The organism is Klebsiella sp. CB_Kp196 (genome assembly GCF_040061575.1).
In the GTDB taxonomy this organism is placed as follows: Bacteria; Pseudomonadota; Gammaproteobacteria; order Enterobacterales; family Enterobacteriaceae; genus Klebsiella; species Klebsiella michiganensis.
The window spans coordinates 38,892-62,284 of the sequence record NZ_JBEAFH010000060.1 but is presented as its reverse complement, the minus strand read 5'-3'; the positions used below and the strand labels follow the sequence as shown (position 1 = coordinate 62,284).

Annotated in this window: 26 protein-coding genes and 4 pseudogenes; 28 read left to right on the top strand and 2 right to left on the bottom strand. The window is 51.0% G+C overall.

Features of this window, described 5'->3' with window-relative positions:
• Window positions 1-84 precede the first annotated feature (84 nt).
• Entirely contained in the window at window positions 85-906 is an 822-nt protein-coding gene (locus tag ABLU87_RS22425; protein WP_004182076.1) for a DUF932 domain-containing protein, read from the top strand.
• 32 nt (window positions 907-938) lie between these two features.
• A complete protein-coding gene (locus tag ABLU87_RS22420) occupies window positions 939-1,268 on the top strand; it encodes a DUF5983 family protein (RefSeq protein WP_011977736.1) in 330 nt (109 codons plus the stop codon).
• A 32-nt stretch (window positions 1,269-1,300) separates the two neighbouring features.
• On the opposite strand, the gene ABLU87_RS22415 is transcribed toward ABLU87_RS22420, so the two are convergent.
• Entirely contained in the window at window positions 1,301-1,786 is a 486-nt protein-coding gene (locus tag ABLU87_RS22415; RefSeq protein ID WP_004178063.1) for a transglycosylase SLT domain-containing protein, read from the bottom strand.
• 390 nt (window positions 1,787-2,176) lie between these two features.
• Between ABLU87_RS22415 and traM the strand changes: the two genes are divergently transcribed.
• The 21 genes and pseudogenes from traM (at window position 2,177) to ABLU87_RS22310 (ending at window position 18,763) form a co-directional block, all read left to right on the top strand.
• Window positions 2,177-2,593: a conjugal transfer relaxosome DNA-binding protein TraM gene (gene traM / locus ABLU87_RS22410; RefSeq protein ID WP_072145360.1), complete on the top strand. Its 417-nt coding sequence runs from the start codon at window positions 2,177-2,179 to the stop codon at window positions 2,591-2,593.
• 199 nt (window positions 2,594-2,792) lie between these two features.
• Window positions 2,793-3,512, top strand: a complete 720-nt coding sequence (locus ABLU87_RS22405) for a conjugal transfer protein TrbJ (RefSeq protein WP_016831034.1) — start codon at window positions 2,793-2,795, stop codon at window positions 3,510-3,512.
• A gap of 132 nt (window positions 3,513-3,644) precedes the next feature.
• Window positions 3,645-3,851 (top strand): TraY domain-containing protein, encoded by a 207-nt coding sequence (locus tag ABLU87_RS22400; protein WP_171773970.1) that lies wholly within the window; start codon window positions 3,645-3,647, stop codon window positions 3,849-3,851.
• A 61-nt stretch (window positions 3,852-3,912) separates the two neighbouring features.
• Window positions 3,913-4,281, top strand: a complete 369-nt coding sequence (traA, locus tag ABLU87_RS22395) for a type IV conjugative transfer system pilin TraA (protein ID WP_004194426.1) — start codon at window positions 3,913-3,915, stop codon at window positions 4,279-4,281.
• 13 nt (window positions 4,282-4,294) lie between these two features.
• Window positions 4,295-4,600, top strand: coding sequence for a type IV conjugative transfer system protein TraL (traL, locus tag ABLU87_RS22390; protein WP_004144424.1), 306 nt, complete (start codon window positions 4,295-4,297; stop codon window positions 4,598-4,600).
• Between the two features lie 19 nt (window positions 4,601-4,619).
• Window positions 4,620-5,186 (top strand): type IV conjugative transfer system protein TraE, encoded by a 567-nt coding sequence (gene traE / locus ABLU87_RS22385; RefSeq protein ID WP_016831035.1) that lies wholly within the window; start codon window positions 4,620-4,622, stop codon window positions 5,184-5,186.
• Window positions 5,173-5,913, top strand: a complete 741-nt coding sequence (traK, locus tag ABLU87_RS22380) for a type-F conjugative transfer system secretin TraK (protein ID WP_014386193.1) — start codon at window positions 5,173-5,175, stop codon at window positions 5,911-5,913. The genes traE and traK overlap by 14 nt, the downstream gene beginning before the upstream one ends.
• The gene (gene traB / locus ABLU87_RS22375) at window positions 5,913-7,337 is read left to right on the top strand and encodes an F-type conjugal transfer pilus assembly protein TraB (protein ID WP_023158013.1); all 1,425 of its coding nucleotides are present in this window, start codon (window positions 5,913-5,915) and stop codon (window positions 7,335-7,337) included. The genes traK and traB overlap by 1 nt, the downstream gene beginning before the upstream one ends.
• Window positions 7,330-7,926 (top strand): annotated as a pseudogene (traP, locus tag ABLU87_RS22370) (conjugal transfer pilus-stabilizing protein TraP). Before traB ends, traP begins: the two are co-directional and overlap by 8 nt.
• 22 nt (window positions 7,927-7,948) lie before the next feature.
• Window positions 7,949-8,533: a type IV conjugative transfer system lipoprotein TraV gene (gene traV, locus ABLU87_RS22365; RefSeq protein ID WP_014386196.1), complete on the top strand. Its 585-nt coding sequence runs from the start codon at window positions 7,949-7,951 to the stop codon at window positions 8,531-8,533.
• 131 nt (window positions 8,534-8,664) lie between these two features.
• Window positions 8,665-9,075, top strand: a complete 411-nt coding sequence (locus tag ABLU87_RS22360) for a hypothetical protein (protein WP_016831039.1) — start codon at window positions 8,665-8,667, stop codon at window positions 9,073-9,075.
• 4 nt (window positions 9,076-9,079) lie between these two features.
• Window positions 9,080-9,369 (top strand): annotated as a pseudogene (locus tag ABLU87_RS22355) (hypothetical protein).
• A 23-nt stretch (window positions 9,370-9,392) separates the two neighbouring features.
• Window positions 9,393-9,611 carry a hypothetical protein gene (locus tag ABLU87_RS22350; protein WP_014386199.1) on the top strand — a complete coding sequence of 73 codons (219 nt, stop codon included), beginning with the start codon at window positions 9,393-9,395 and terminating at the stop codon, window positions 9,609-9,611.
• The gene (locus ABLU87_RS22345; RefSeq protein ID WP_014386200.1) at window positions 9,612-9,923 is read left to right on the top strand and encodes a hypothetical protein; all 312 of its coding nucleotides are present in this window, start codon (window positions 9,612-9,614) and stop codon (window positions 9,921-9,923) included.
• A gap of 66 nt (window positions 9,924-9,989) precedes the next feature.
• Window positions 9,990-10,394 carry a hypothetical protein gene (locus ABLU87_RS22340; RefSeq protein WP_016831042.1) on the top strand — a complete coding sequence of 135 codons (405 nt, stop codon included), beginning with the start codon at window positions 9,990-9,992 and terminating at the stop codon, window positions 10,392-10,394.
• 42 nt (window positions 10,395-10,436) lie between these two features.
• Window positions 10,437-10,826: a hypothetical protein gene (locus ABLU87_RS22335; RefSeq protein WP_023158009.1), complete on the top strand. Its 390-nt coding sequence runs from the start codon at window positions 10,437-10,439 to the stop codon at window positions 10,824-10,826.
• Between the two features lie 7 nt (window positions 10,827-10,833).
• Window positions 10,834-11,232, top strand: coding sequence for a hypothetical protein (locus ABLU87_RS22330; protein ID WP_023158008.1), 399 nt, complete (start codon window positions 10,834-10,836; stop codon window positions 11,230-11,232).
• Between the two features lie 71 nt (window positions 11,233-11,303).
• Complete coding sequence (traI, locus tag ABLU87_RS22325; RefSeq protein WP_227633963.1) at window positions 11,304-16,913, top strand: conjugative transfer relaxase/helicase TraI; 5,610 nt, start codon at window positions 11,304-11,306, stop codon at window positions 16,911-16,913.
• 89 nt (window positions 16,914-17,002) lie between these two features.
• Window positions 17,003-17,728: a type-F conjugative transfer system pilin acetylase TraX gene (gene traX, locus ABLU87_RS22320; protein WP_023317520.1), complete on the top strand. Its 726-nt coding sequence runs from the start codon at window positions 17,003-17,005 to the stop codon at window positions 17,726-17,728.
• A 71-nt stretch (window positions 17,729-17,799) separates the two neighbouring features.
• Window positions 17,800-18,396 carry a fertility inhibition protein FinO gene (locus tag ABLU87_RS22315; protein WP_023317519.1) on the top strand — a complete coding sequence of 199 codons (597 nt, stop codon included), beginning with the start codon at window positions 17,800-17,802 and terminating at the stop codon, window positions 18,394-18,396.
• A 19-nt stretch (window positions 18,397-18,415) separates the two neighbouring features.
• Window positions 18,416-18,763 carry a DUF6404 family protein gene (locus ABLU87_RS22310; RefSeq protein WP_023317518.1) on the top strand — a complete coding sequence of 116 codons (348 nt, stop codon included), beginning with the start codon at window positions 18,416-18,418 and terminating at the stop codon, window positions 18,761-18,763.
• Window positions 18,764-18,990: 227 nt separating this feature from the next.
• Here the strand turns inward: ABLU87_RS22310 and ABLU87_RS22305 are convergent, their stop codons facing one another.
• Window positions 18,991-19,536: a hypothetical protein gene (locus ABLU87_RS22305; protein WP_023317517.1), complete on the bottom strand. Its 546-nt coding sequence runs from the start codon at window positions 19,534-19,536 to the stop codon at window positions 18,991-18,993.
• Window positions 19,537-19,650: 114 nt separating this feature from the next.
• Between ABLU87_RS22305 and ABLU87_RS22300 the strand changes: the two are divergent.
• From ABLU87_RS22300 to ABLU87_RS22280, 5 genes and pseudogenes are all read left to right on the top strand, one after another.
• A pseudogene (locus tag ABLU87_RS22300) lies at window positions 19,651-21,548 on the top strand (S-type pyocin domain-containing protein).
• A gap of 1 nt (window position 21,549) precedes the next feature.
• Window positions 21,550-21,807, top strand: a complete 258-nt coding sequence (locus ABLU87_RS22295) for a bacteriocin immunity protein (protein WP_023317515.1) — start codon at window positions 21,550-21,552, stop codon at window positions 21,805-21,807.
• A gap of 105 nt (window positions 21,808-21,912) precedes the next feature.
• Window positions 21,913-21,992: pseudogene (locus ABLU87_RS22290) on the top strand (hypothetical protein); the annotation flags it as partial.
• 104 nt (window positions 21,993-22,096) lie between these two features.
• Window positions 22,097-22,648, top strand: a complete 552-nt coding sequence (locus ABLU87_RS22285) for a phospholipase D family protein (protein WP_013213996.1) — start codon at window positions 22,097-22,099, stop codon at window positions 22,646-22,648.
• Between the two features lie 320 nt (window positions 22,649-22,968).
• On the top strand, window positions 22,969-23,247 hold the full coding sequence (locus tag ABLU87_RS22280; protein WP_004099069.1) for a replication regulatory protein RepA: 279 nt from the start codon (window positions 22,969-22,971) through the stop codon (window positions 23,245-23,247).
• Window positions 23,248-23,393: the final 146 nt, after the last annotated feature.

Here is a 23,393-nt window from a genome sequence, read left to right as displayed (position 1 = left end):
CAGGTCCCCGCACAAAGTCAAAACCGCGGCCCCGGCAACTCAACGGGTGATGGTTAAAAAATTAAACAGGTGAAGGAGAATAATATGCGTTTAGCATCCCGATTTGGACTTACTCATTCCATTCGTCAGGAACGCCCACTGACTAACGATGAATTGGTCAAGGTTGTACCTTCTGTGTTTTCAGAAGAAAAGCATAATTCACGTAGTGATCGCTATACCTATATTCCAACCATTACACTGCTGGATAAATTACGTGAAGAAGGTTTCCAGCCATTTTTTGCCTGTCAGTCACGAGTAAGGGATGAGGATAAACGGGGGCATACTAAGCATATGGTAAGACTTCGCCGTGAAGGGGCCAATAAAGGAACAGAAGTACCCGAAATCATTCTTCTTAACTCGCATGATGGATCGTCCAGTTATCAAATGATCCCGGGTATGTTCCGTTTTGTATGCACAAATGGCCTTGTGTGCGGTACGTCGTTTGGTGAGATTCGTGTACCTCATAAAGGTGATATTGTGGGAAGGGTTATCGAAGGTGCTTACGAAGTTTTGGGAATTTTCGATAAAATAACTGAAGGCGTTGATGTCATGAAGTCTATTACCTTAACCAAGGAAGAACAGCGTCTGTTTGGACAAGCTGCATTAACCTACCGATATGAAGATGAAAATAAATCTCCGGTCAGTATTGAACAGATAATTCATCCGCGCCGTTATGAAGATAAAAAAGATGACATCTGGACTACATATCAAAGGGTCCAGGAAAATCTGATTAAAGGCGGTTTGCCTGGCCGAACTGAAAAAGGGAAAAGAACAACAACCCGGCCAGTAAAAGCAATTGATGGTGATGTCAAACTCAATAAGGCATTGTGGTTAATTGCGGAGAAATTCCGCACTCTTAAAGGCTAATTATAAGCGCCGGGCAGCTGTCCGGCGTTTTGATGGTGGGAATACTTATGTTTGAATTTAAAGCTGTCTGTATCAGTATTTCACATATGGAAGAAGGTGATATCAGAGTTCTTCAGGTGCTTTCATCAACAACCAATTATCTAACTTGCGATAGTTACTTAGAGTGGATACATGATACACCTTATGGTTGTGTTATAAGGATGTATGATTTCAAACGCCATCTTCTGGCGCTAAAAAGAGGTGGGGTGTCAAAATTTTTACGCAAAAATCTCATACTAATGCACCGGGAGGGCGGGTATCTGCTTTTTCATTTTGATAGTGATGCCGATTATTATCCAGGTATAGATGCCGTAGATTTTTAAGAAATTCAAGCCTTCTTATATCAGAAGGCTTTTTAGTTCATGGCGATTTTCTGATCTTTAGAAGAAGTTCGTTTGCTTGCTTTGATAGCCGTGTAGTAGTAATGGATCTTCTTCGCATACTCGTAACGTCTTGCTGCCTGGCGCGGGGTCTTTTTGAAGCCTGCATTGTATGCCCCGACTGCATCCCACGAAACGCCCCACTTTTTAAACGCCTGAGCCAGATAATAGGCTCCGGTGTAGATGTTAAGACAAGCATCGCTAAGAAGATGATCCGGTTTTATTCCATATCGCGACAGTTCGTTGAAATGCTGCGAGTCAATTTGCATCAAGCCTGATCCATAACCCGTAACAGGATTACGACCAATCGCATCAATTTTAAATCGTGATTCTTGCCATGATATAGCACGCAGGAGATCCGGATCAATTTTGTAATCCCTGCCAGCCATATCAAAGCAGTCTGCTGCCATTGATGACAATGGTATTAAAGACAGGATGATACCAAACGCTGCTCCCTTCATGAATTCCCCTCCGTGCCAAATCCCGGAATAACCTTAACCCATCCAAGACCGAGACTCAACATATATGCACTCCTCACCACAAAATGACCACACACTACGCAAAATTAAAATTTTGCAGATTTCACTTTAGCTTCAGTGGCTTAACTGTAGTTATATTACATTATGTTATTTTTCTTTATATATATGTGAGTTGCCGGCGAGTCAGTAGTAAGTCGTCGGTAAGTCTATAGCGACTCGTTTATGACTCACTCTTTTATAATCATATATTTAAAGCGACTTAACTCTAGACTTAAGTCGCCATGTGACTCGTAATGCAACTTTCTTAGACTCTAGACTTAAGTTTAGAGTTGTAAAGAAGGTAAACTCGCGTTATCTTCTCGCCATAATAACTTGCTTGATGCTGTTTTTAATAAAGGAACCGATATGGCCAGGGTACAAGCTTATGCTAGTGATGAAGTTGCAGAGAAAATTAATGCAATAGTGGAAAAGCGAAGGGCTGAAGGGGCAAAGGAAAAGGATGTCAGTTTTTCAAGTGTCGCTTCGATGCTCCTTGAATTAGGGCTTAGGGTTTATGAGGCTCAAATGGAAAGAAAAGATTCAGGGTTTAACCAAACTGAGTTTAATAAGATTTTGCTTGAGAATGTCATGAAGACTCAGTTTACCGTATCCAAACTTTTGGCTATTGGCTCTCTAAGCCCTCATGTTACAGGTGATGAACGATTCGAGTTCCGCAGCATGGTGAGTAACATTCGAGAAGATGCAAAAGATGTTATTTCTCACTTCTTCCCCGAGCAGGAAGAAGAGTAAGAACTGGTGTGTGTTTATGGTGGTTTGTAATTAATTCAGTAGTAAAAAAAGAATAATGATCTAGCTTTAAAAAGTGACATGGAAGAATAAGGAATATAGAATACTTACAGGGTTGTAATAAAATTTGTTGAAGCGTTGACGTCCGGGGCTAGTCCCCCCGAACGTCAACTATCCATAGTGTCCTTTCCAGGAGGCGCCTATGTGTGCGAAGGATCGTAGTCATATTGCTGTGCGCAGTCAAACAGATTCCATTCATTCTATGCGCGAGATGCTTAATATTTCATCTTGCCCTGCTTTTATTCGTGATTCCCGGGGCGAAGTAATTCACACCAGCCCAACCTTTGACAAAATTTTCTTAACATCTGGTGGAACTGGAGCATTTGATACACCCAGAGCACCTGGAAGCTGGTTTCTGGATCTCTCCCTGGAGATCAAACTGGAACTGATGCAGTCAGAACTGAAATCGTTTTCAGAAGGTTCTGCTGTACTTGTTAAAAATATTTGGTTGGCAGGTTCACTTTGGACTGTTTTTATTGAAACGTTCTCGATTAATGAAGATACATACAGTAAATGGGTTTTTATAAATGAAGATGAACCGATGCCTCATCCTTCAATGGAATACAATGACTTTTCTATAAAGATGCAAAGATATATCGAAAGAATTCAGCGTTCAGCAAAGTCTGACTGGGCTATCTTTAATCTGTATGCGGTTGGGTTTTCTCATGCATCTATTTCGAAGATTACAGGTGTTGGGGTGCAAACCTCAAAAAATACAGTTAGTAAAATAAAAAAGGAACTGAGCTTTGATAATCGTGACTATATCATAATGTCATCGATCTATACTCTAAGTTATGGAAAGTTTATATCGAATGTGGTTTCGATATTAAACGATGGTGTTAATTTTTTGTTAAATCAATAGTACCGTCGGTACTTTTGATTTGTGAAAATAATTTACTCAAGATTTCTCCTTAGTTTGTTTACTTTTAAATCCTCCAATGTAAGATTTATTAAAGGTTGGTAATCTTACTTTGGAGGTCGATTGGAAAGAGCGATTAGGAGCAACGCACGACCTGCGCCTGGAAAAAATGTGCTTTTAAAATTAGATGAAGAAACTAATCGTCGACTCATCAAAGCAAAAGACAGAAGCAGAAGAAGTAAAACAGCTGAAGCTTATTTGAGACTGAAAGATCATCTAGAACGTTTTCCGGACTTTTATAACTCGGAACTAGCCGTACCAGGAGGTGAAAAGGAAGAGTGATTTAACATCATAGTCAAAAATCTGTTTTATATATCAACCATTCTTTTTAAAGGAAATAAATATGAATGCTGTATTAAGTGTTCAGGGCTCTGCTGTCTCTGAAAAAACCAAACCGTCTTTTATGTCCCGCGTTTTCAATAAAAAGAAAGCCCTGAAAGTCGCTAAAGTTGCGCTGCCGGTTGCTGCTGTGGCGGCGTTCTTCCCGGATGCTGCGATGGCCACCACCACGGCAACCGACCTGATGAAGTCCGGGGATGCGACCGTTAAAGGCACGTTTGGTAAGCAATCCAGCGTAGTCAAATGGGTTGTTCTGGCAGAAGTCGTCGCCGGTGGCATCATGTACATGATGACCAAAAACGTGAAGTTCCTGTTTGGCTTCGCGATTATTTCCACCTTTATAACCATCGGTATGTCGGTCGCCGGTTACTGACAGGAAGCACGTGATGACGGGAGACGAATTAAAGCGATACCGTTTCCCGGAAACACTGACTAACCAGTCCCGCTGGTTTGGCTTATATCTCGATGAACTTATCCCGGCCGTGATTTGTCTCGGCTGGGGTTTCTGGACCAGCAAGTTCATTTTTGGCATAGCTTCAGCGGTACTGGTTTTCTGGGGTATCAAGAAACTGAAAAAAGGGCGGGGCAGTTCCTGGCTACGCGACCTGATTTACTGGTATCTGCCAACCTCCCTTCTTAAAGGTTTCTTTCATGATGTTCCGGACTCCTGTTTCCGGCAGTGGATTAAATAAATCAACGGGGAAATAACATATGGAACATGGTGCCAGACAAAATACCACCCGCGTTATCGCTGTGGGATTTATCAGTCTGGGGACACTCCTGACCCTCAGTCTTGCAACCAATATTATCCAAGGCATAAATAATTACCGTCTGCAGACGGAACAGAAAGTGGCGGTGACACCGATGTTATTCCGTGCACCCTTTGCGGTGTCTCAGAACCAGGCTGACGCCTCTTATATTGAGCAGCTGGGCCTGTCCTTTGTTGCCCTGCGTCTGAATGTCACGCCGGAAACGGTTGATGCCCAGCATCAGCAGCTACTCCGGTATGTATTACCTGCCTCGCAGAACAGCCTCAAGGTCCATCTGGCTGAAGATGCGAAACGCATTAAAGACAATAACGTTAATTCCACCTTTTATATGACGTCGATGCGTGCCTGGCCGGCAGAGAACCGCGTGGATATCCGGGGTGAGCTGAAAACGTGGATTGGGGATTCCAAACCCTACAGTGAAATTAAAAGTTATGTCATTCAGTTCAGTCGTGTCGATGGTGTCAGCTGGCTGGCGCGTTTTGGAGAAATAAATAATGAAAAAAATTAACCCGTTATTTATTTCAGGCTGTCTGCTGTTGGTCGCCCCTGCGATGTCCGCGACCCTCAGCGGTACGCTGGAGCCGACAGTGGTTCCCCTGACCAATGGCGGTCAGGCAAATATTGCCGTGAGTAACACCGATCCGAATCTGTTCACAGTACCTGGCGATCGCATCACGGCGATAAACAGCCTGGACGGCGGCCTGACAAATCAGGAGCAGACCGACAGCGGCGGCGCCATTCTGGCGACCGTCAGTAAAAAACCATTCACCTTCATTGTGGAAACCGAACGCGGGCTGAACTTCTCCATTCGTGCCGTGCCCCGTGCGGGCTCAGGCCGGACAATTCAGCTGGTCAGCGAGCTGGCGGGTACCCCCGGTCCGGCAAAAGCCTGGGAAGAGTCGAACCCCTATGAATCGTTACTGGTTTCGCTGAATCGCGCCGTGCGTCAGGGCAGCGTACCCGGTGAGTATCAGTCTGTCCCCGTCACTTCTGAAGTACTGCAGGTGCCGGCTGGTCTGCGCGCCACTGCCGATCGGGTCTGGGTCGGTCATCACCTGAAAGTTGTCCGTTACAGTCTGGACAATGTCTCCCTGTCGGCCCGTATGGTGCGTGAAAGCGATTTCTGGCAGCCCGGAACACGTGCCGTCATGTTCAGTACCCCGGCGGGCCTGCTGACTGCCGGTGGTCGCATGCAGATCTGGGTCACGACGTCAGATGAAGGAGTGAAGCGCTGATGGCCAACTTCAACACGCTGATCAAACGTAAGCAATATATCTGGCTGGGACTCATTCTGGCGGGCGGCGCGGCAGCCGTCGGAGGCGGGCTGTATCTGTCAGATCTGAACATGAGCTCTGATGAGGAAGCCCCGGCTCAGGGCGAACCCGCACCGGATATGACCGGGGTGGTCGACAGCAGCTTCAACAGTAAGGTGGAGCAGCACGCGACAACAGAAATGCAGGCGACTGCCGCTGATCTCAACAAGCGTTTTGACTCCCTGCAGGGGGAAGTGGACCTACTGAGTAAGGCGCGAACCGCTGACCAGATACGTATCGACAAGCTCAGCAGTGACAATGAAGCCATGCAGAATCAGCTGAAGGCGCTGGGCGTGAAACCGGCTGTCTCTGGTGGCGAGCCCGCGCCGACTCCTCCGTCACCGCCACCCGGTCCGGAAGGGGAGCCGCAGCCAGCCAGTTATCCGCCGCAAACCGGCGCCGCGGTACCGCCTCCGACGGCATTCTATCCGGGGAATGGTATGACACCGCCGCCGCAGGTCAGCTACCAGTCTGTACCGGTACCAAACCAGATACAGCGTAAAACGTTCAGTTACGACAAAGGAAAAAAAACGAAGTCATTGCCGTACATTCCGTCGGGGAGCTTTGCAAAAAGTATGCTTATCGAGGGGGCAGATGCCAACGCGTCTGTTACCGGGAATGAATCAACTGTACCGATGCAGTTGCGTATCACCGGTCGCGTGGAAATGCCAAACAGCAAAACCTACGACCTGACAGGGTGTTTTGTGGGCCTTGAGGCCTGGGGAGATGTCTCCAGCGAACGCGCCATTGTCCGTACCCGCAATATCAGCTGTATCAAAGGTGATAAAACCATCGATCAGCCCATTAACGGCCACGTTTCCTTTATGGGGAAAAACGGGGTTAAGGGAGAGGTGGTGATGCGTAACGGAAAAATCCTCGGCTGGGCATGGGGGGCCGGTTTTGTTGACGGGATTGGTCAGGGCATGGAACGGGCTTCACAGCCGGCTGTTGGCCTGGGGGCAACCGCAACTGTTGGCGCCGGTGACGTTCTGAAAATGGGGGTCGGCGGTGGTGCATCTAAAGCTGCGCAGACGCTGAGCGAGTACTACATCAAAAGGGCCGAGCAGTATCACCCGATCATTCCGATTGGTGCCGGCAACGAAGTGACCGTCGTGTTCCAGGATGGATTCCAGCTGAAAACGATTGAAGAACTGGAAGCGGAAAAGAACGGGCAACAGCAGGCTCAGAATCAGGAGGCGGAGCCGGCACCGCAGGCTGATGCACATCATCAGTCAGGCGGCGGTATGAACGGATTCAATACTGACGAGATGCTGAAGAAGCTGGGCAAACTTGATCCGCGTGAGTTCTCTCCGGGCGCAGCGCCGCAGGGGGAAAATAATGGCTAAGTCTCTCATTACTGCTGTTCTGTCAGCACTGCGCTGGGCTCACTGGCTGGTTAAGTGTGCGGTGGTGTATCCGCTGGCCATGATGATGTTACTGGTTGTTCTGGTGTTCCTGACGGGACCGTACACGTTCGGCCAGACGCTGGTGAAAACCGTAGAGTCTGTGCAGCAGTAGGGATATGTCATTCAGGACTGCACGGGGCCGAAAGAACTTAATGGTGATGCGGTGAACGCTCCACTGCCTCCGGTTTTACAGGAAGACTGCACCACCGTCAGTACGGATGCGGCAGGGTATGCAGCATATATCGACCAGAGCTATACGCATAATATTCTCTGGCTCTGGCTGCTGATGGCGGTGGTGTTTACCGGGATCGCTGTGGTTTTCCGTCGGACTCCTGTCCGCAGGGTGATCATACGGAAAAACGGTGTTGTCGTCGGAGAGGCTGGTTCGGGTTCTTCAGGGCTGATTCTAGCCCGATCTGATGTCAGCCAGATTAAGCGTGTTTACTATGAAATGAGTCCGGATGAAGGGGATAAATTTGTTCGGGCGATTAAGGAAAATACCCAAATCAGGATGAACCTGAAGAAATAACCGATAAATAGCGAGAAATATCATGAAGGAATTAATGCTGTTAATTCCTCTGGGCAGCGCTTTGCTCTTAACCGGGTGTGCGGGCACAGAGACCGAATTTCAATGTAATGCCACGACGTCGGATACCTGTATGACGATGGAGCAGGCAAATGAAAAAGCGAAGCTGAAGGAGGTACGCAGTGATGCAAAGCCGGCTGCGGCCGGGTTGCCACAACTGGCTGAGGGTAATTTCAGAACCACGTCAGTTAATTCGTTCCCGTTGCCGCCTCAACCCAACCTGAACCGGGCCAGAGTGGCAGCGGAGAGAGAACGAGCACGTGCAGTGTACCTAAATAATCCAACGGCAAAGAATGAGGCAATATATTTCGAAACCGAGAAAAGGCTCCAGTCTTTGCCGGTAGTGAAAATGTCTTTACCAGTAGTGGCGTCAACGTTTACGTCACCGTCAACACCGCCAGGTAATTATCCCCGGCCATTAAGAAAAGGGGAGGAGACAACGTCATTGTGGATAGCGCCGTATGTGGATTCAGATGATGTATATCACCAGCCGGCAACGGTTCTTTTTGTCGTAAAACCATCGGCGTGGGGACAGCCTCGCCTTAATTGATTCACAGCGCCATTGCTGGCGCTGCAGTAGTGTTCCATTTCTGAATTATAACGAGTGCCCTCTGCGTTGAAAGGGATGGGCGGTAGCGTGTGAAATGAACGTCGATAACGAAAAATGAAAGAATTTGAAAAATGACTGACTCAATGAAATATCTATGGCTGCTTTTGCGCGAAGATTCGTCATATATTTTTATGTTGATTCTTATTGTTGGTTCTGCCGTAATCGTGTCTTCCTTTTTTCAGAGAGTAATCACATCCTGGTGGGGTAAAACCCTCAGTGTGATACTGTGTATGGTGAGTATGATTACTACAGCAACAGGAGTTCTTGATCCTGAGTCAACATATAAACAAATTATAAACAGGAAAGAAAATATCATTTATACGCTTAGAAATTGCAGAGTCTCCGCATTTGAAGCGCAGCAGGCAGGGTTTCTGGCTAAAGCAAAAGATGCCTGGTCTTGCCCGGATGGCGTAACACGGTATATGGATGTGAGATACAGAGATAAGGCAGAGATTAATAAACTTAGTACGGAAGGTAAGTAACGTTATGGATGAATTATTCAAATGGACGATGGCGCTGGTGTTTTTATTGACAGGTTATCGCCTGCTTTTTTCTAGTGACAGTAATACAGTGCCCGAAGTTCTTTCTCATCACTGGAAAAATGACTGCCGGTTGCTTGAGACTAATATTGATAAAGGGTTTTCTCTCCAGCGCAAAATAGACTTCAGTGTGGTGATGTTATTGAAAATGTCAGCAAGGCTGATTATGACAGAGCGATAAGGGGCGATAAGCAAACAACTATCGCAGAGGCAATGAAAGAAATATTCATTCGTTAATATATAAACAGAGGCAATAAAGTATGCATGCCTTTATTTTTCTGGTGCTGATGACGCCGAGTAGTGGTGGTGGAATTTGGGATATTACTCCCATGCCTAATACAGATGTCTGCATAAAAATGCTACGGGTACTCGAAGCACGTGGTGGCAGAGGTTACGGAAGTAATACAGGAGAGTGCATTGAAATTAAAACCCGCGAGCCTTTGAGCAGCGTGATAGAAACATTGAGTGAGGGTGGGTAAATGGCTGAATACCAGTTAAGTTTTGATGGTTTTGTTCGACTTTTTTTTGCAATGGCAATCATTATCTGCGGTTACGGCTATGTAATTATTGGTGTTTTTATAAGAGATGCGCTTGCCTATATTTTAATGTTGTTTGGGCTTACAGGTCTCAGTGCTTTATTTTCTTTAATGGTATTCATGGATAAAAATATGTGGGCCGGTTCTCCTGATTTGACGCTATCAGTAATAACGGGATTTTTTTCAGCCACAGTGATCTTTTATATGTTTTATGTCTTGATTTATTACTTTGATCGGATGGGGGCGGGTGAATAGTAAGACCGGTGGTCAGTGTTAACAATCTCACGTTATTTGAAAGTATGCAGCATAAGGAATAAGAAAGTGAAAGCGTACTATATACTTGGACATAACGTTGCATGGCTTAACGGTATATGCCTGATTCTTTTTGTTATTGGTTTGGTCGGTGCGCTGGCAATGGTTGCCATCCCTGAAAAATTCAATCTTCGAGTTAACAGAGGCGATACATTCATATACTGTGCGCTTATAGCGGTGGTTGGGTTTTCCGGGATGTTCGTTATCTCCATTCACTCATTTTCGATGGATGAACTTGAAGCAGGTAGACACTGGAAAGATGACTGCCGGACACTTGAGGTAAACATGCCGACAGGCGCTTTTACCAGCCCTGTTAATAAACTGGACTGTGATGGCATCATCATTAATGTGCCTGGTGGGCAGTATTATTCCTATATCCATCAGTGGGAATTATATAAAGCTAACTCAAAATGAAATGCTGATTAATAAACTGGATTGACCGGTAGGGATGGAACAATGGAAAGACAACAAGAAATTGAAGAGCGCTCTCGGGATTTAATAAGAAAGGCCGATGAAAAAGAAAGGCAAGAATTGAAACGTTTTGATCTGCTATATGGTATTTTTTGGGTTCTTCTTTTTTTTGCTTCAGCTGGATGTTTTTTTGTTCAGTATGAAGATTTTCGCGATATGCAGCCCGCCACTCCAGAACAACTGCAAAGTATTATTCATGATGCGCCTTGTGCGGGTGAGGCTTTTCGGATGGCTCTTCAAACTAATAATGTGACTTCGTCAGCGACATTAACTTTTGGTGACGCAAAAAAGATGGCATCAGAATGCAAGGATAAAAAAGAGATTAAAGCAGTACGTGAAAAACAACTTAACGCACTGAACGATATGAGCAAATAATCAGGGGATGGATATGATGCTGTTTCTTCGAAAGTATGGATTTTTGTTTACCCCTCCAGTCTACTGGCTCATCTATCTGGGAGCCAGACTGACTTACAATGGACTGGCAGGAGACTTTTCTGCTGATTTCCTTCAGGGTATTCGACATGAAGGCGTCTATATTATCTGTAGTTTGTGTGTATTTTATTTTTTCTGCTTAGAGGTGGAAGTTGGTGATGGCGAATTCTCAGCGAACATTCTGTTCCTGATTGTTTTCTTTCATGTGGTTTTATTATTTATCACTCTGCTTATTTGTTTGTGGCAAGGGGAGGTGTTGTTGGATTCGATCTTTATGGGTCAGATTATCGCCTCCATGTGTTTATTGTTTTTCATTCCTGTGCTTTCCATTATAAGGAGGAGTTTCTAGTGCGGCTGTGAATATTCTTCTTGCCATTTATTACCCTTGTTATTTTGAAATGCTCTTAAAGGAACGCCTGCATGAGTAATAACATCATCGATGCCGTCACCCAGACTGTGAATTCACTGGTATCAGCACTGAAGCTGCCCGACGAATCTGCAAAAGCCAATGACACGCTGGGCAGCATGAATTTCCCCCAGTTCAGCCGTATTCTGCCCTATAAGGATTATGATTCCGCGACCGGTCTGTTTATTAATAACAAAACCGTCGGTTTTATGTTTGAGGCGCGTCCTTTACCCGGTGCGGATAAAAGTATCGTCGCCACACTGGAGCATTTACTGCGCAGCAAACTTCCCCGGGGCGTCCCGGTCAGTTTTCATCTGGTCTCCAGCAAACTGGTCGGCAATGATATCGACTACGGTCTGCGTGAATTCCGCTGGAGTGGTAAACAGGCTAAAAAGTTTAACGCCATTAATTACTATACGGACAAGGATAATTACTACGTTATCGGGAGTATGGACGAGCGCTGGCAGGGTAAAGGCGCGGAAGCGCTTGGTCTTGAAGGAAAGGTGGACAAGCAGGTCTTCACGGAGCTTCTGCAGGGAAAACTACCTGATGGCAGCGACCTGACCCGGATACAGGATGGCGTGAATAAACACCGGCCCGGTTACGATCTGACCTTCTCGGCCCCCAAAAGTGTATCGATGCTGGCTATGCTGGGCGGCGATAAGCGTCTTATCGATGCTCATAATCGCGCGGTGACAGTGGCTCTTAACCAGGTGGAGTCCCTTGCCTCCACACGGGTAAAGAGAGATGGCGTTTCTGAAACGGTCCTGACCGGGAATCTGATTATTGCCCGCTTTAACCACGATACATCGCGCGCTCAGGACCCACAGATACACACGCACAGCGTGGTTATCAATGCGACACAGAACGGCGATAAATGGCAGACGCTGGCCAGCGATACCGTCGGTAAAACCGGGTTTTCCGAAACCATACTGGCCAACCGCATCGCATTCGGAAAGATATACCAGAACTCTCTCAGGGCCGATGTTGAGTCTATGGGTTACAAGACAGTGGATGCGGGTAAGAATGGCATGTGGGAGATGGAGGGCGTGCCGGTTGAGTCGTTTTCCACGCGCAGTCAGGAGCTCCGGGAGGCTGCAGGACCCGATGCCTCCCTGAAGTCCCGGGATGTGGCCGCGCTCGATACCCGCAAGTCGAAAGAAGCCATCGATCCGGCAGAGAAGATGGTGGAGTGGATGAACACGCTGAAGGAGACCGGGTTTGACATCCGGGGGTACCGTGAGGCCGCCGATGCGCGGGCCGCAGAGCTGGCCCGTGCACCTGCCGCGCCGGTGAACACTGACGGTCCGGATATCACGGATGTGGTGACGAAAGCGATTGCCGGTCTCAGCGACCGCAAGGTGCAGTTCACGTATGCCGACCTGCTGGCACGCACGGTCGGCCAGCTGGAGGCGAAGGACGGTGTCTTTGAGCTGGCGAGAAAGGGCATCGATGCCGCCATTGAACGGGAGCAGCTTATCCCTCTCGATCGCGAGAAAGGCCTGTTCACCTCAAACATCCACGTTCTCGATGAACTCGCCGTCAAAGCCCTGAGTCAGGAGGTGCAGCGCCAGAATCATGTCTCTGTCACGCCCGATGCGTCTGTGGTGCGCCAGGTCCCTTTCAGCGATGCCGTCAGCGTGCTGGCGCAGGATCGCCCGGTCATAGGTATCGTTTCCGGTCAGGGCGGTGCAACCGGCCAGCGGGAGCGGGTGGCCGAGTTAACCCTGATGGCCCGGGAGCAGGGGCGTGACGTCCATATCCTGGCGGCCGATAACCGTTCACGAGATTTTCTCGCCGGTGATGTGCGTCTGGCCGGGGAAACGGTGACCGGTAAATCCGCCCTGCAGGACGGGACGGCGTTTATTCCGGGCGGAACACTCATCGTGGATCAGGCGGAGAAGCTGAGCCTGAAGGAAACGATTTCCCTGCTTGATGGCGCGATGCGCCATAACGTGCAGGTCCTGCTCTCCGACAGCGGGAAGCGCAGCGGGACCGGCAGCGCGCTGACGGTGCTGAAGGACAGCGGCGTGAATACGTATCGCTGGCAGGGTGGCCATCAGACCACCGCCGACATCATCAGTGAACCGGATAAAGGAGCACGCTACAGCCGGCTGGCACAGGAGTTTGCCGTCAGCGTGCGTGAAGGGCAGGAAAGCGTGGCCCAAATCAGCGGGACGCGTGAACAGAGCGTACTCAACGGCCTCATCCGAGACTCCCTCAGACAGGAGGGGGTGCTGGGTGAGAAAGACACGACCATTACAGCCCTGACGCCGGTGTGGCTGGACAGCAAAAGCCGGGGCGTGCGGGATTATTACCGGGAGGGGATGGTGATGGAACGCTGGGATCCGGAGACCCGGACGCACGATCGCTTTGTCATTGACCGGGTGACCGCGAGCAGCAATATGCTGACCCTGAAAGACCGGGAAGGGGACCGTCTTGATCTGAAGGTTTCCGCGGTCGACAGCCAGTGGACGCTGTTCCGGGCAGATACACTGCCGGTGGCAGAGGGGGAACGTCTGGCGGTGCTCGGGAAGATACCGGACACACGCCTTAAGGGCGGGGAGAGCGTCACAGTGATGAACGTGGAGGACGGGCAGCTGACGGTACAGCGGCCGGGGCAGAAAACCACGCAGACCCTGGCCGTGGGTGCGGGCGTGTTTGACGGTATTAAAGTCGGCCACGGCTGGGTGGAAAGTCCCGGCAGGTCGGTTAGCGAGACGGCAACGGTCTTTGCGTCGGTGACGCAGCGTGAGCTGGATAACGCCACCCTCAACCAGCTGGCACAGAGCGGAAGTCACCTCCGGTTGTACTCGGCGCAGGATGCGGCGCGCACGACGGAGAAGCTGTCGCGGCATACCGCGTTTAGCGTGGTCTCAGAGCAGCTGAAGTCCCGATCCGGCGAGACGGATCTGGATGCGGCCATTGCGCAGCAGAAGGCCGGGCTGCATACCCCGGCAGAACAGGCCATTCACCTGGCCATCCCGCTGCTTGAGAGCCAGGACCTGACCTTCTCCCGGCCCCAGCTGCTGGCGACGGCAATGGAAACCGGGGGCGGGAAGGTTTCGATGGCGGACATCGACACGACCATCCAGGCACAAATCAGGTCGGGGCAGTTGCTGAATGTACCGGTGGCACCCGGGCGTGGCAATGACCTGCTGATATCCCGTCAGGCCTGGGACGCCGAGAAAAGCATCCTGACCCGGGTGCTGGAAGGTAAAGACGCGGTGGCCCCCCTGATGGACCGCGTGCCGGACAGTCTGATGACGGAACTGACCGCCGGACAGCGGGCGGCGACCCGGATGATTCTGGAGAGCACGGACCGGTTCACGGTGGTTCAGGGGTATGCCGGGGTGGGGAAAACCACCCAGTTCCGGGCAGTCATGAGTGCCATCAGTCTGCTGCCGGAAGAGACCCGCCCGCGCGTCATCGGTCTGGCGCCGACGCATCGCGCGGTCGGGGAAATGCAGAGTGCCGGCGTGGATGCGCGCACGACGGCGTCGTTCCTCCACGACACGCAGCTGCTGCAGCGCAATGGGCAGACACCCGATTTCAGCAACACCCTGTTCCTGCTCGACGAGAGCTCGATGGTGGGGCTGGCCGATATGGCAAAAGCCCACTCCCTCATCGCCGCCGGCGGTGGACGGGCGGTGCCCAGCGGGGATACCGACCAGCTGCCGCCCATCGCGTCGGGCCAGCCGTTCAGGCTGACGCAGCAGCGCAGCGCCGCCGACGTTGCCATCATGAAAGAGATTGTGCGCCAGGTACCTGAGCTGCGACCGGCGGTCTACAGCCTGATTGAGCGGGATGTGCACCGCGCCCTGACCACCATTGAGCAGGTCACGCCGGAGCAGGTGCCGAGAAAAGAAGGCGCCTGGGCGCCGGGCAGTTCTGTGGTGGAATTCACACAGAAGCAGGAAAAGGAGATAGAAAAGGCACTGAGCGAGGGGAAAACCCTGCCGGAAGGTCAGCCCGCGACGCTCTACGAGGCGCTGGTGAAGGACTATACCGGACGGACCCCGGAGGCACAGTCGCAGACTCTGGTGATCACCCATCTGAATAAGGACCGGCGGGCGCTGAACAGTCTGATCCATGACGCACGGCGGGAGAACGGGGAAACCGGCAAAGAGGAAATCACCCTGCCGGTGCTGGTCACGAGTAACATCCGTGACGGTGAACTGCGCAAACTGTCGACCTGGACGGCTCACAAGGAGGCGGTGGCGCTGGTTGATAACGTATACCACCGTATCAGCAAAGTGGATAAGGATAATCAGCTGATCACCCTGACAGACAGTGAAGGAAAGGAGCGATTTATCTCACCCCGGGAGGCATCGGCAGAAGGCGTCACGCTCTATCGTCAGGAAAAGATCACCGTGTCTCAGGGGGACCGAATGCGCTTCAGCAAAAGTGACCCGGAGCGCGGCTATGTGGCCAACAGTATCTGGGAAGTGCAGTCTGTTTCGGGTGACAGTGTCACGCTGTCTGATGGCAAAATCACCCGTACGCTGACCCCGAAGGCGGAGCAGGCACAGCAGCATATCGACCTCGCCTACGCCATCACCGCCCACGGCGCCCAGGGGGCCAGCGAGCCGTATGCCATCGCGCTGGAAGGGGTGGCCGGTGGCCGGGAACAGATGGCCAGCTTTGAGTCTGCCTATGTGGCTTTATCCCGCATGAAACAGCATGTTCAGGTCTACACCGACAACCGTGAGGGCTGGATAAAGGCCATCAAGAATTCACCTGAGAAAGCGACGGCGCACGATATTCTTGAACCCCGTAACGACCGGGCGGTGAAAACAGCCGATCTGCTGTTCGGGCGGGCAAGGCCACTGGATGAAACCGCCGCGGGCCGGGCAGCCCTGCAGCAGTCCGGTCTGGCACAGGGAAGTTCACCAGGAAAATTCATTTCTCCGGGGAAAAAGTACCCTCAGCCGCATGTGGCGCTGCCGGCATTTGATAAAAACGGGAAAGCCGCCGGTATCTGGCTCAGCCCGCTGACCGATCGGGACGGACGGCTGGAGGCTATCGGCGGAGAGGGACGAATTATGGGCAATGAAGACGCCCGGTTCGTGGCGCTGCAGAACAGCCGCAACGGAGAAAGCCTGCTGGCCGGGAATATGGGGGAGGGCGTCAGAATGGCCCGCGACAATCCCGATACCGGGGTGGTGGTGCGGCTGGCCGGTGATGACCGCCCCTGGAACCCCGGGGCCATGACCGGCGGGCGGGTATGGGCTGATCCGGCGCCGGTGGGTCCGGTACCGCAGGCCGGGGCTGACATTATCCTCCCGCCAGAGGTTCTGGCGCAGCGGGCGGCAGAAGAACAGCAGCGCCGCGAAATGGAAAAACAGGCGGAACAGACTGCCCGGGAAGTGGCCGGGGAGGCGCGTAAAGCCGGCGAGCCGGCGGACCGGGTGAAAGAGGTTATCGGGGACGTCATTCGCGGACTGGAGCGTGACCGGCCGGGTACGGAGAAAACGACGCTACCGGATGATCCTCAGTTCCGGCGCCAGGAGGCGGCGATTCAGCAGGTGGCCTCAGAAACTCTGCAGCGTGAGCGTTTGCAGGCTGTGGAGCGGGACATGGTGCGTGACCTGAACCGCGAGAAAACCCTCGGGGGCGACTGACGCGCCTGCGGCTTGTCTGCCCCGGCAGGGCCTCCGGTTAACACCGGACACCCTGCCGGGGTGCGGAAAAAAGAGAGAAGGATACAGAGATGACAGCACACACAATGGGTTTCAGAGCCGCTGACCGCTGGCTGCAGGCATTACTGACCTGGACACCGGGTCAGACGGATATGATTAAAACGGTGGCCCTGGTCCTGATGGTCACCGACCATGCCGGGTTACTGCTGGCACACAATAACGAGATAATGCGGCTTCTGGGACGGGGCTGTTTTCCGCTGTTCGGTCTGGCATGGGGAATGAATCTGGCACGGCACGCGGAAATACGCCAGTCGCAGCTCAACAGCCTGTGGGTCTGGGCGCTGGTTGCCCAGGTGTCGTTTATGCTCATCGGGTACCCGTGGTATACCGGGAATATTCTGTTTGCCTTTGCCGTCACGGGCCAGGTCCTGCGGTGGGTCAGCCAGCCGTCCTGGTATTACACCCTCCCGGCGGCTGGACTGCTGGTCGCCTGGATACCCCTGTCAACCGCCAGCTACGGCATGGCCGGAGTGGGTATGCTCACCGCCAGCTGGCTGCTTTGTCGCGCACAGCATGCACCGGAACGGCTGGGATACGGTGTGCTGTGGGCCCTCATGGTGTTGCTGATGAATATGAATGACGTGAGTGAATCAGTGGCCGGGCTGGCGATTGCGCTGCTGACGCTGATGGTGTGCTCATCTGCCGGAGAGCGTGTGAAACGCTTCTGGCCGCGGCAGTTCTTCGTGATGTTCTATGCGGTGCACCTGGCGGTACTGGGTATTGTCGTCTCAATGTGAAACCAAGAGCAGGAAAGGGCGATGTCGTTCAGGTATAGTAGCTCTTATTAGCTGAACGATAGGCAATTGTTATGGCAGAAGAAAAACGCCCTGTACTGAGCCTGAAACGAAAACCGGCGGAGAACAGTACGACCCCCGCAGAGGCGACCCCTGCTCCTGGTGTGGTGCGCCGTAAGAAGGTCGTGGTGGTCTCGTCCCCGCCGGCCTGGAAGGCAAAGAAAGCGAAACTTGAGAAGGTTAAACAAGTGGCCGAAGCCGCCGCGCGCAACACTGCGCCGGCGCCGGTTAAAGCGGTAAAGACGCCACCTCCGGTGCGTTATCTTCGCCTGCTGCCGCCGGAACAGGCCATTATGACGCTGAAGGCTTTCTGGCCACAGCTGTTCGACGGAAACTCCCCCCGTCTGCTGGTAACGGGCATGCGCGAACAGCTGTTTGCCGATATTGTGAAGCGCGACCTGCCGCTGTCGCATAAACAGGTGATCAAGTGCCTGAAGAGTCTGACCCGGTCTGCGGGCTATCTGTCCCGGATGAAGGTGGGGGCCTCCCGCTATGATCTGCAGGGGAATGCCGTCGCGACCGTCACCGCAGAGGAAGCGCAGTACGCCAGTGAGCGCATGATGAAAGAACTCCTGCGAACGGAGCGTATGCGGAGCCAGTCTGCTGACTGAATACAATCGGGGAGAGGAAATGGATTTTGAAGCGCGGAAACAAAAGGCGCTGGCGATAATGGCCAGCCGTAAGATGTGGAAAAGCAATTATGCACCGCTTCTGATACGCCTGCTGTGGCGGCTGGGGATAAAGATTCCCCCTCTGCCGTTTGCTCCGCTCTGGCAGGTTTTTGGCGTGATGACAGCCTCTTTCTCCGTCGGATACGGGCTGTGGATGTACTGGATGGTGTGGCGGGCCCAGGGGATGTCCCCCCTGTTCGCTTGTAAAATCAGTCTTATCGCCGGCGTGTTATTTGGCCTGACGATGGCGTTGTTTCATCTGTGGCGCCGAAAGGTGAATAAATTACCTGACTGGAAAGATTTATAACGGAATCAGAAGAACGCCGGAAACAGGACTTACCCTGGCTGAATGGCATGAATTTTCGCGCTATGCACTTGCGTGCATACTCATGCATGCCGTAAAAACAGAGCCTGCGCGTTTCTGGCGGGTTTTCGGGTGGTTTGTTGCCTGTTTTACCGGTTTTCCGTCAGAAACGCCCTGAGGCCGTTTTAGCGGTGCGTACAATTAAGGGATTATGGTAAATGGTGACTTGGTTAATCATAAACATCCTGGGGGATGGCATACACCAGCTGGATATCCGGTGCATCGTTGAGCCATCGACCTGATTTTTTCATCAGGTAGCCACCAATTTCTTCGGTAGTCAGCCGAGCATGAAACAATGCTTCATCATTGAACCAGCAGTCAGGGTGATAGATGAGATCCAGTGGGTTTGCCCTGAAATTAATCTCCAGTAACTGGAGTGCATAGCTGTGGTCAGATGCACTACCTTCTGCTTTGCGTATAAAGTTGATAACGTCGTTCAGTTCTGTCCATGTAAAGTCATCAAGGTATTTTTCCTGATTAAGCGCCATCCTGGTGAAATCTAGTGCACTTGTCCAGGATGAAAAATCACGAAAATCAGAGAACCCGCAGGGCATGACGACCTGTGCATTCCAGTCTGCCATCATCTGTTTTAGTTCTTCATTGTTTTCGTCCATCCCGTTATCGATGTGATCGAGAATGCCATTCAGCTGACTGACCAGTTCTTTCATCTGTTTACGGGTGACCCGTGCGGGTTTCATTCGCTCAGGTAATGGCATCAGAAATACTCTCTTTTTTATCGTGCACTCGGGGGAACTAAGTAATCTATCGGGCTATGAATCAGAGCTCAAATCGTTTTTTTTTCTTTCTGATGATCCGCATTCAGCGCTTTTGTGGCTGTAGGCCCATCAGAAGCAGAAAAAGCTGCACGAGCGGAGAAGGTAGCTAAGGAAAAACAGCAAGCAGAAGAGGCTGCAAAAGCATTCGCAGCGAAAACAGCAGCGGCATCCGCCGCTGCGGAAAAAGAACGTCAGAATGCGATTTCTGCTGCGGCTGCTGCAGGTCAACATCAAACTGTTCCTGATGCGCGTAATAATCTGAATCAGGCGACTGCTGAAGCATCACGCCTGAAAACAGTGGCAGATAATGCCCTTAATACAGCGAAGAATAAGCGAAAGGAAGCTATCGATGCCGTACCAGTAGCAACTCAGGCTGAGAAAAAATATCAGGATCTGCAGCAAAGCATTAAAGGCCTCACGCTGAATAATAACGGCCAATACGGTACCCAAAAATGGGAGGTTATCAGTTCGAATAAAGAGCATGACCACTGGGGATACCGGTTCTATCCATCTGGGATCACAAAAGCTCAGGTTGATGCAGCGCAGAATGATGCGGTGAACAAACGAAATGCTGCCTCCAGTCTTGCCAGCCAGGCAACGGCCGCTGAGCAGGCCAGTCTGCAGGCATCAGCTGCCTATAATGCTGCAGAAACGCGCCGTCAGGCTGCCCAGGTTGCATTAGCGTCCGCAGAACAAGCCGCCGCTGCGGCAGAAAAAAACGACAGGCTGATGCAGCAGCGAAAGCCGCTGAGGAGGCCAGAACCATTGCCGAAAAAGCAAAAGCGCTGCTGGCCCGTCGTACAGCCGCAGATAAACTGAAATCTTCAGAGATTCAGGCTGTCAGGGGTATCCCGGCTACAGCGGCACCTTTTGCTATTCCTCTGACCTGGTCAACTGCGTCACGTGGAGGTTTTACTCTGTCGGCTGATGCTGCGGCCAGCCTGGGAGCTTTCATCAGCGAGGCTCTGGCGACGTTACGTGTCGCTGTGGTGGCTAACCCGGTAGCATTAACCATTGCCGGTCTTGTGTTATCGAAATCAGTTGGCGTCGGTAGTGATATGGTGCCCGGTCGGGATATCAGTTCGATGATGCCTGGCGATGCGTTTAGTCTGCCTGATACCGCGGCATTGAATAAAGCAGCAGATCAGAAAACATCTGTCAGTATGCCGGTTCGTGGCCGTCTGGTTATGAATGATAGCGGCATTCTGGATGTTCAGCTGGTCAAAACCAATACTGCCGGTGCCGTGAAGGTCGCTCGTGCTGTACTGGATAAGGAAACCGGCTACTGGGGCTATACTCTTCCCGTTGTCGCAGATGTTCCGGCGCAAACTATTTTTGTCAGCCCGGCTGACGCACCTGGTGCAAACGGACCACTGACGCTAAGCGGGCCGGTACCACTACCGGAGCGTATTCTGCATACCGGTGATCAGATTTCGGCGCCACAGGCTACAGATAAAACCGTGACGCCGGTAGCGGATGACCTCGATTTTGAAGATATTATTCTGGTGTTTCCACCGGAGTCCGGCCTAAAACCGCTGTATATGATGTACCGTAGCCCTCGTAACATGCCCGGTACAGTAAGCGGCAAAGGGCAGAACGTTGGCAATAACTGGATGGGGGGGGCCAGTACCGGGGATGGTGCTCCTGTTCCTTCCCAGATTGCGGATAAATTACGCGGGAAGACTTTCGGTAGTTTTGATTCTTTCCGTCGGGCGTTCTGGAAAGCGGTTGCTGACGATTCTGCACTAAGCAAGCAATTTAGTGAAGCTGATATTAATCAGATGAAAGCTGGAAGGGCACCTACTGCGGACTTTTTAGAATCAGTAGGGAAACGTGTTAAAATTGAATTACACCACGAAAAAGAAATATCTCAAGGAGGGGCTGTTATGGATGTCGATAACATTAAGGCGCTAACACCTAAAAATCATATTGAGACACATAAAGGAAAATAAAATGGCTGGTAATAAAATTTCAGATTTTACGGAAGAAGAATTTACTGCTTTTGTTAGTAAAATAATCGCTGCTGATTTTCAAACTGACAAAGAGAACGATGATGCTATTTATTCGTTCGCCCAACTAACAGAGCATCCTGCTGGTTGGAACCTCATCTTCAAGCCTAAGGTAGGCGAAGATTCTTCGGCGAAAGGAATTGTTAAAACCGTAAAGGAATGGCGAGCTGCTAACGGTAAGCCAGGTTTTAAAAAATCGTGATTGAATGTGCGGGTTCAGGTGATGAATCCGCACATTTTTAACTCTGGATTTGAAGAATAATTACTAGATATCCATTATTTTTTCCTGTCTCCAAACTGACCCCATGATGGATGGTTTATGGCTCTGTCCAAGATACCGGCGACGGACCCGTCTGCTACTGGTTTCGGCATACCACAAAATCCTGACGCCTCCGCATGGCGTCGTTGTCCAACCCCGGGAACGGGGAAAAGCCAGTTTCCCCCGCTCCCGGCGTTTCTTAAACACCCGTTAAGGAAATACTGTGAAAAAAATGAACCGTACGCTCCGCAGATGTTGTCTGTCCGGGCTTATCAGCCTGTCTTTGTTTGCACCTTTTCCGGTTGTGTATGCCGACAGCATCGAGACGGGATATTCGCCGGAAGGAACGGCTCTGCAGCTGGTCCTGAAGACTATTAATTCTGCACAGCAGGAAATCCGGCTGATGGGCTATTCCTTTACCTCACCCGAAGTCGCCGGCGCGCTTGTCAGGGCAAAGCGGCGTGGCGTCGATGTGAAAGTGGTTCTGGACTGGAAAGCCAATACCGGCAAGCAAAACCAGGCGAGTCTGGCGGCCATGAATCTTCTGGTCAATGCCGGCATCCCGGTTCGCACAGTGTCGCAGTACAAAATTATGCATGACAAAGTCATCATTGCTGATGGCCGCAATATTGAAGTCGGGTCTTTTAACTACACCCGCTCCGCCGATCGGGTCAATTCAGAGAACGTGCTAGTCGTGTGGGATGTTCCAGTCGTTGCTCAACGCTATCTGCAGCACTGGTCGACCCGCTGGTCGCAGGGAACGGACTGGAAACGGGCTTATTAACGCACCTCAGCCATAAAACGAGCATCAATACGGTTCACTTACGTCCATGCTAAAGCGCCTGAACCACCCGTCGCTCGTATCTTACCTCTTAAGTCTTGCCCCTGAAGGTACTCATTTTTAGTTCAGGATGGGGCTACTCTCCATCTCTCTTACAAGAGGACATGGGCATCTCATTTAGTTGAAATTTGTACGCCAATACAAATGACAATCTTAGAAAGGATCTCTTGCAAATTGAAAGTAAGTTATTGATTTGCAGGATCTGAGAGTTCTGTAGTATCCTCCGTTCCGAAGACATTTCTGAGGTGTCAGGAGAGCGATAAATGTCACGTCCAGCAGATAAAACAACTTCCTCTGCGAATGCAAAACGTGCATACCGGAAAGGTAAGCCAATGTCTGCCAGTGAGAGACAGCTTGCCGCGATTGCGCGGAAACGCGAAACGCATAAAGAAGTTAAGGTTTTTGTTAAAAACCCACTAAAGGACGTGATGATAGCGGTTTGTGAAGAAGAAGGTCTGACACAAGCCCAGTTTATCGAGAGGCTCCTTGAGCGAGAGCTTACAGAACGCGGTCTTTTAGATGTAAAGACTTCACATTCTTGATCATGTTTATATTGAGTGCTAGATTGTTGATGGTCTGAATAATTTTGGGTGTGCCACGCCGTAAGGTGGCAGGGAACTGGTTCTGATGAGGTATCTACCCGGGACCAGAAAAGCAAAAACCCCGATAATCTTCTTCAATCTTGGCG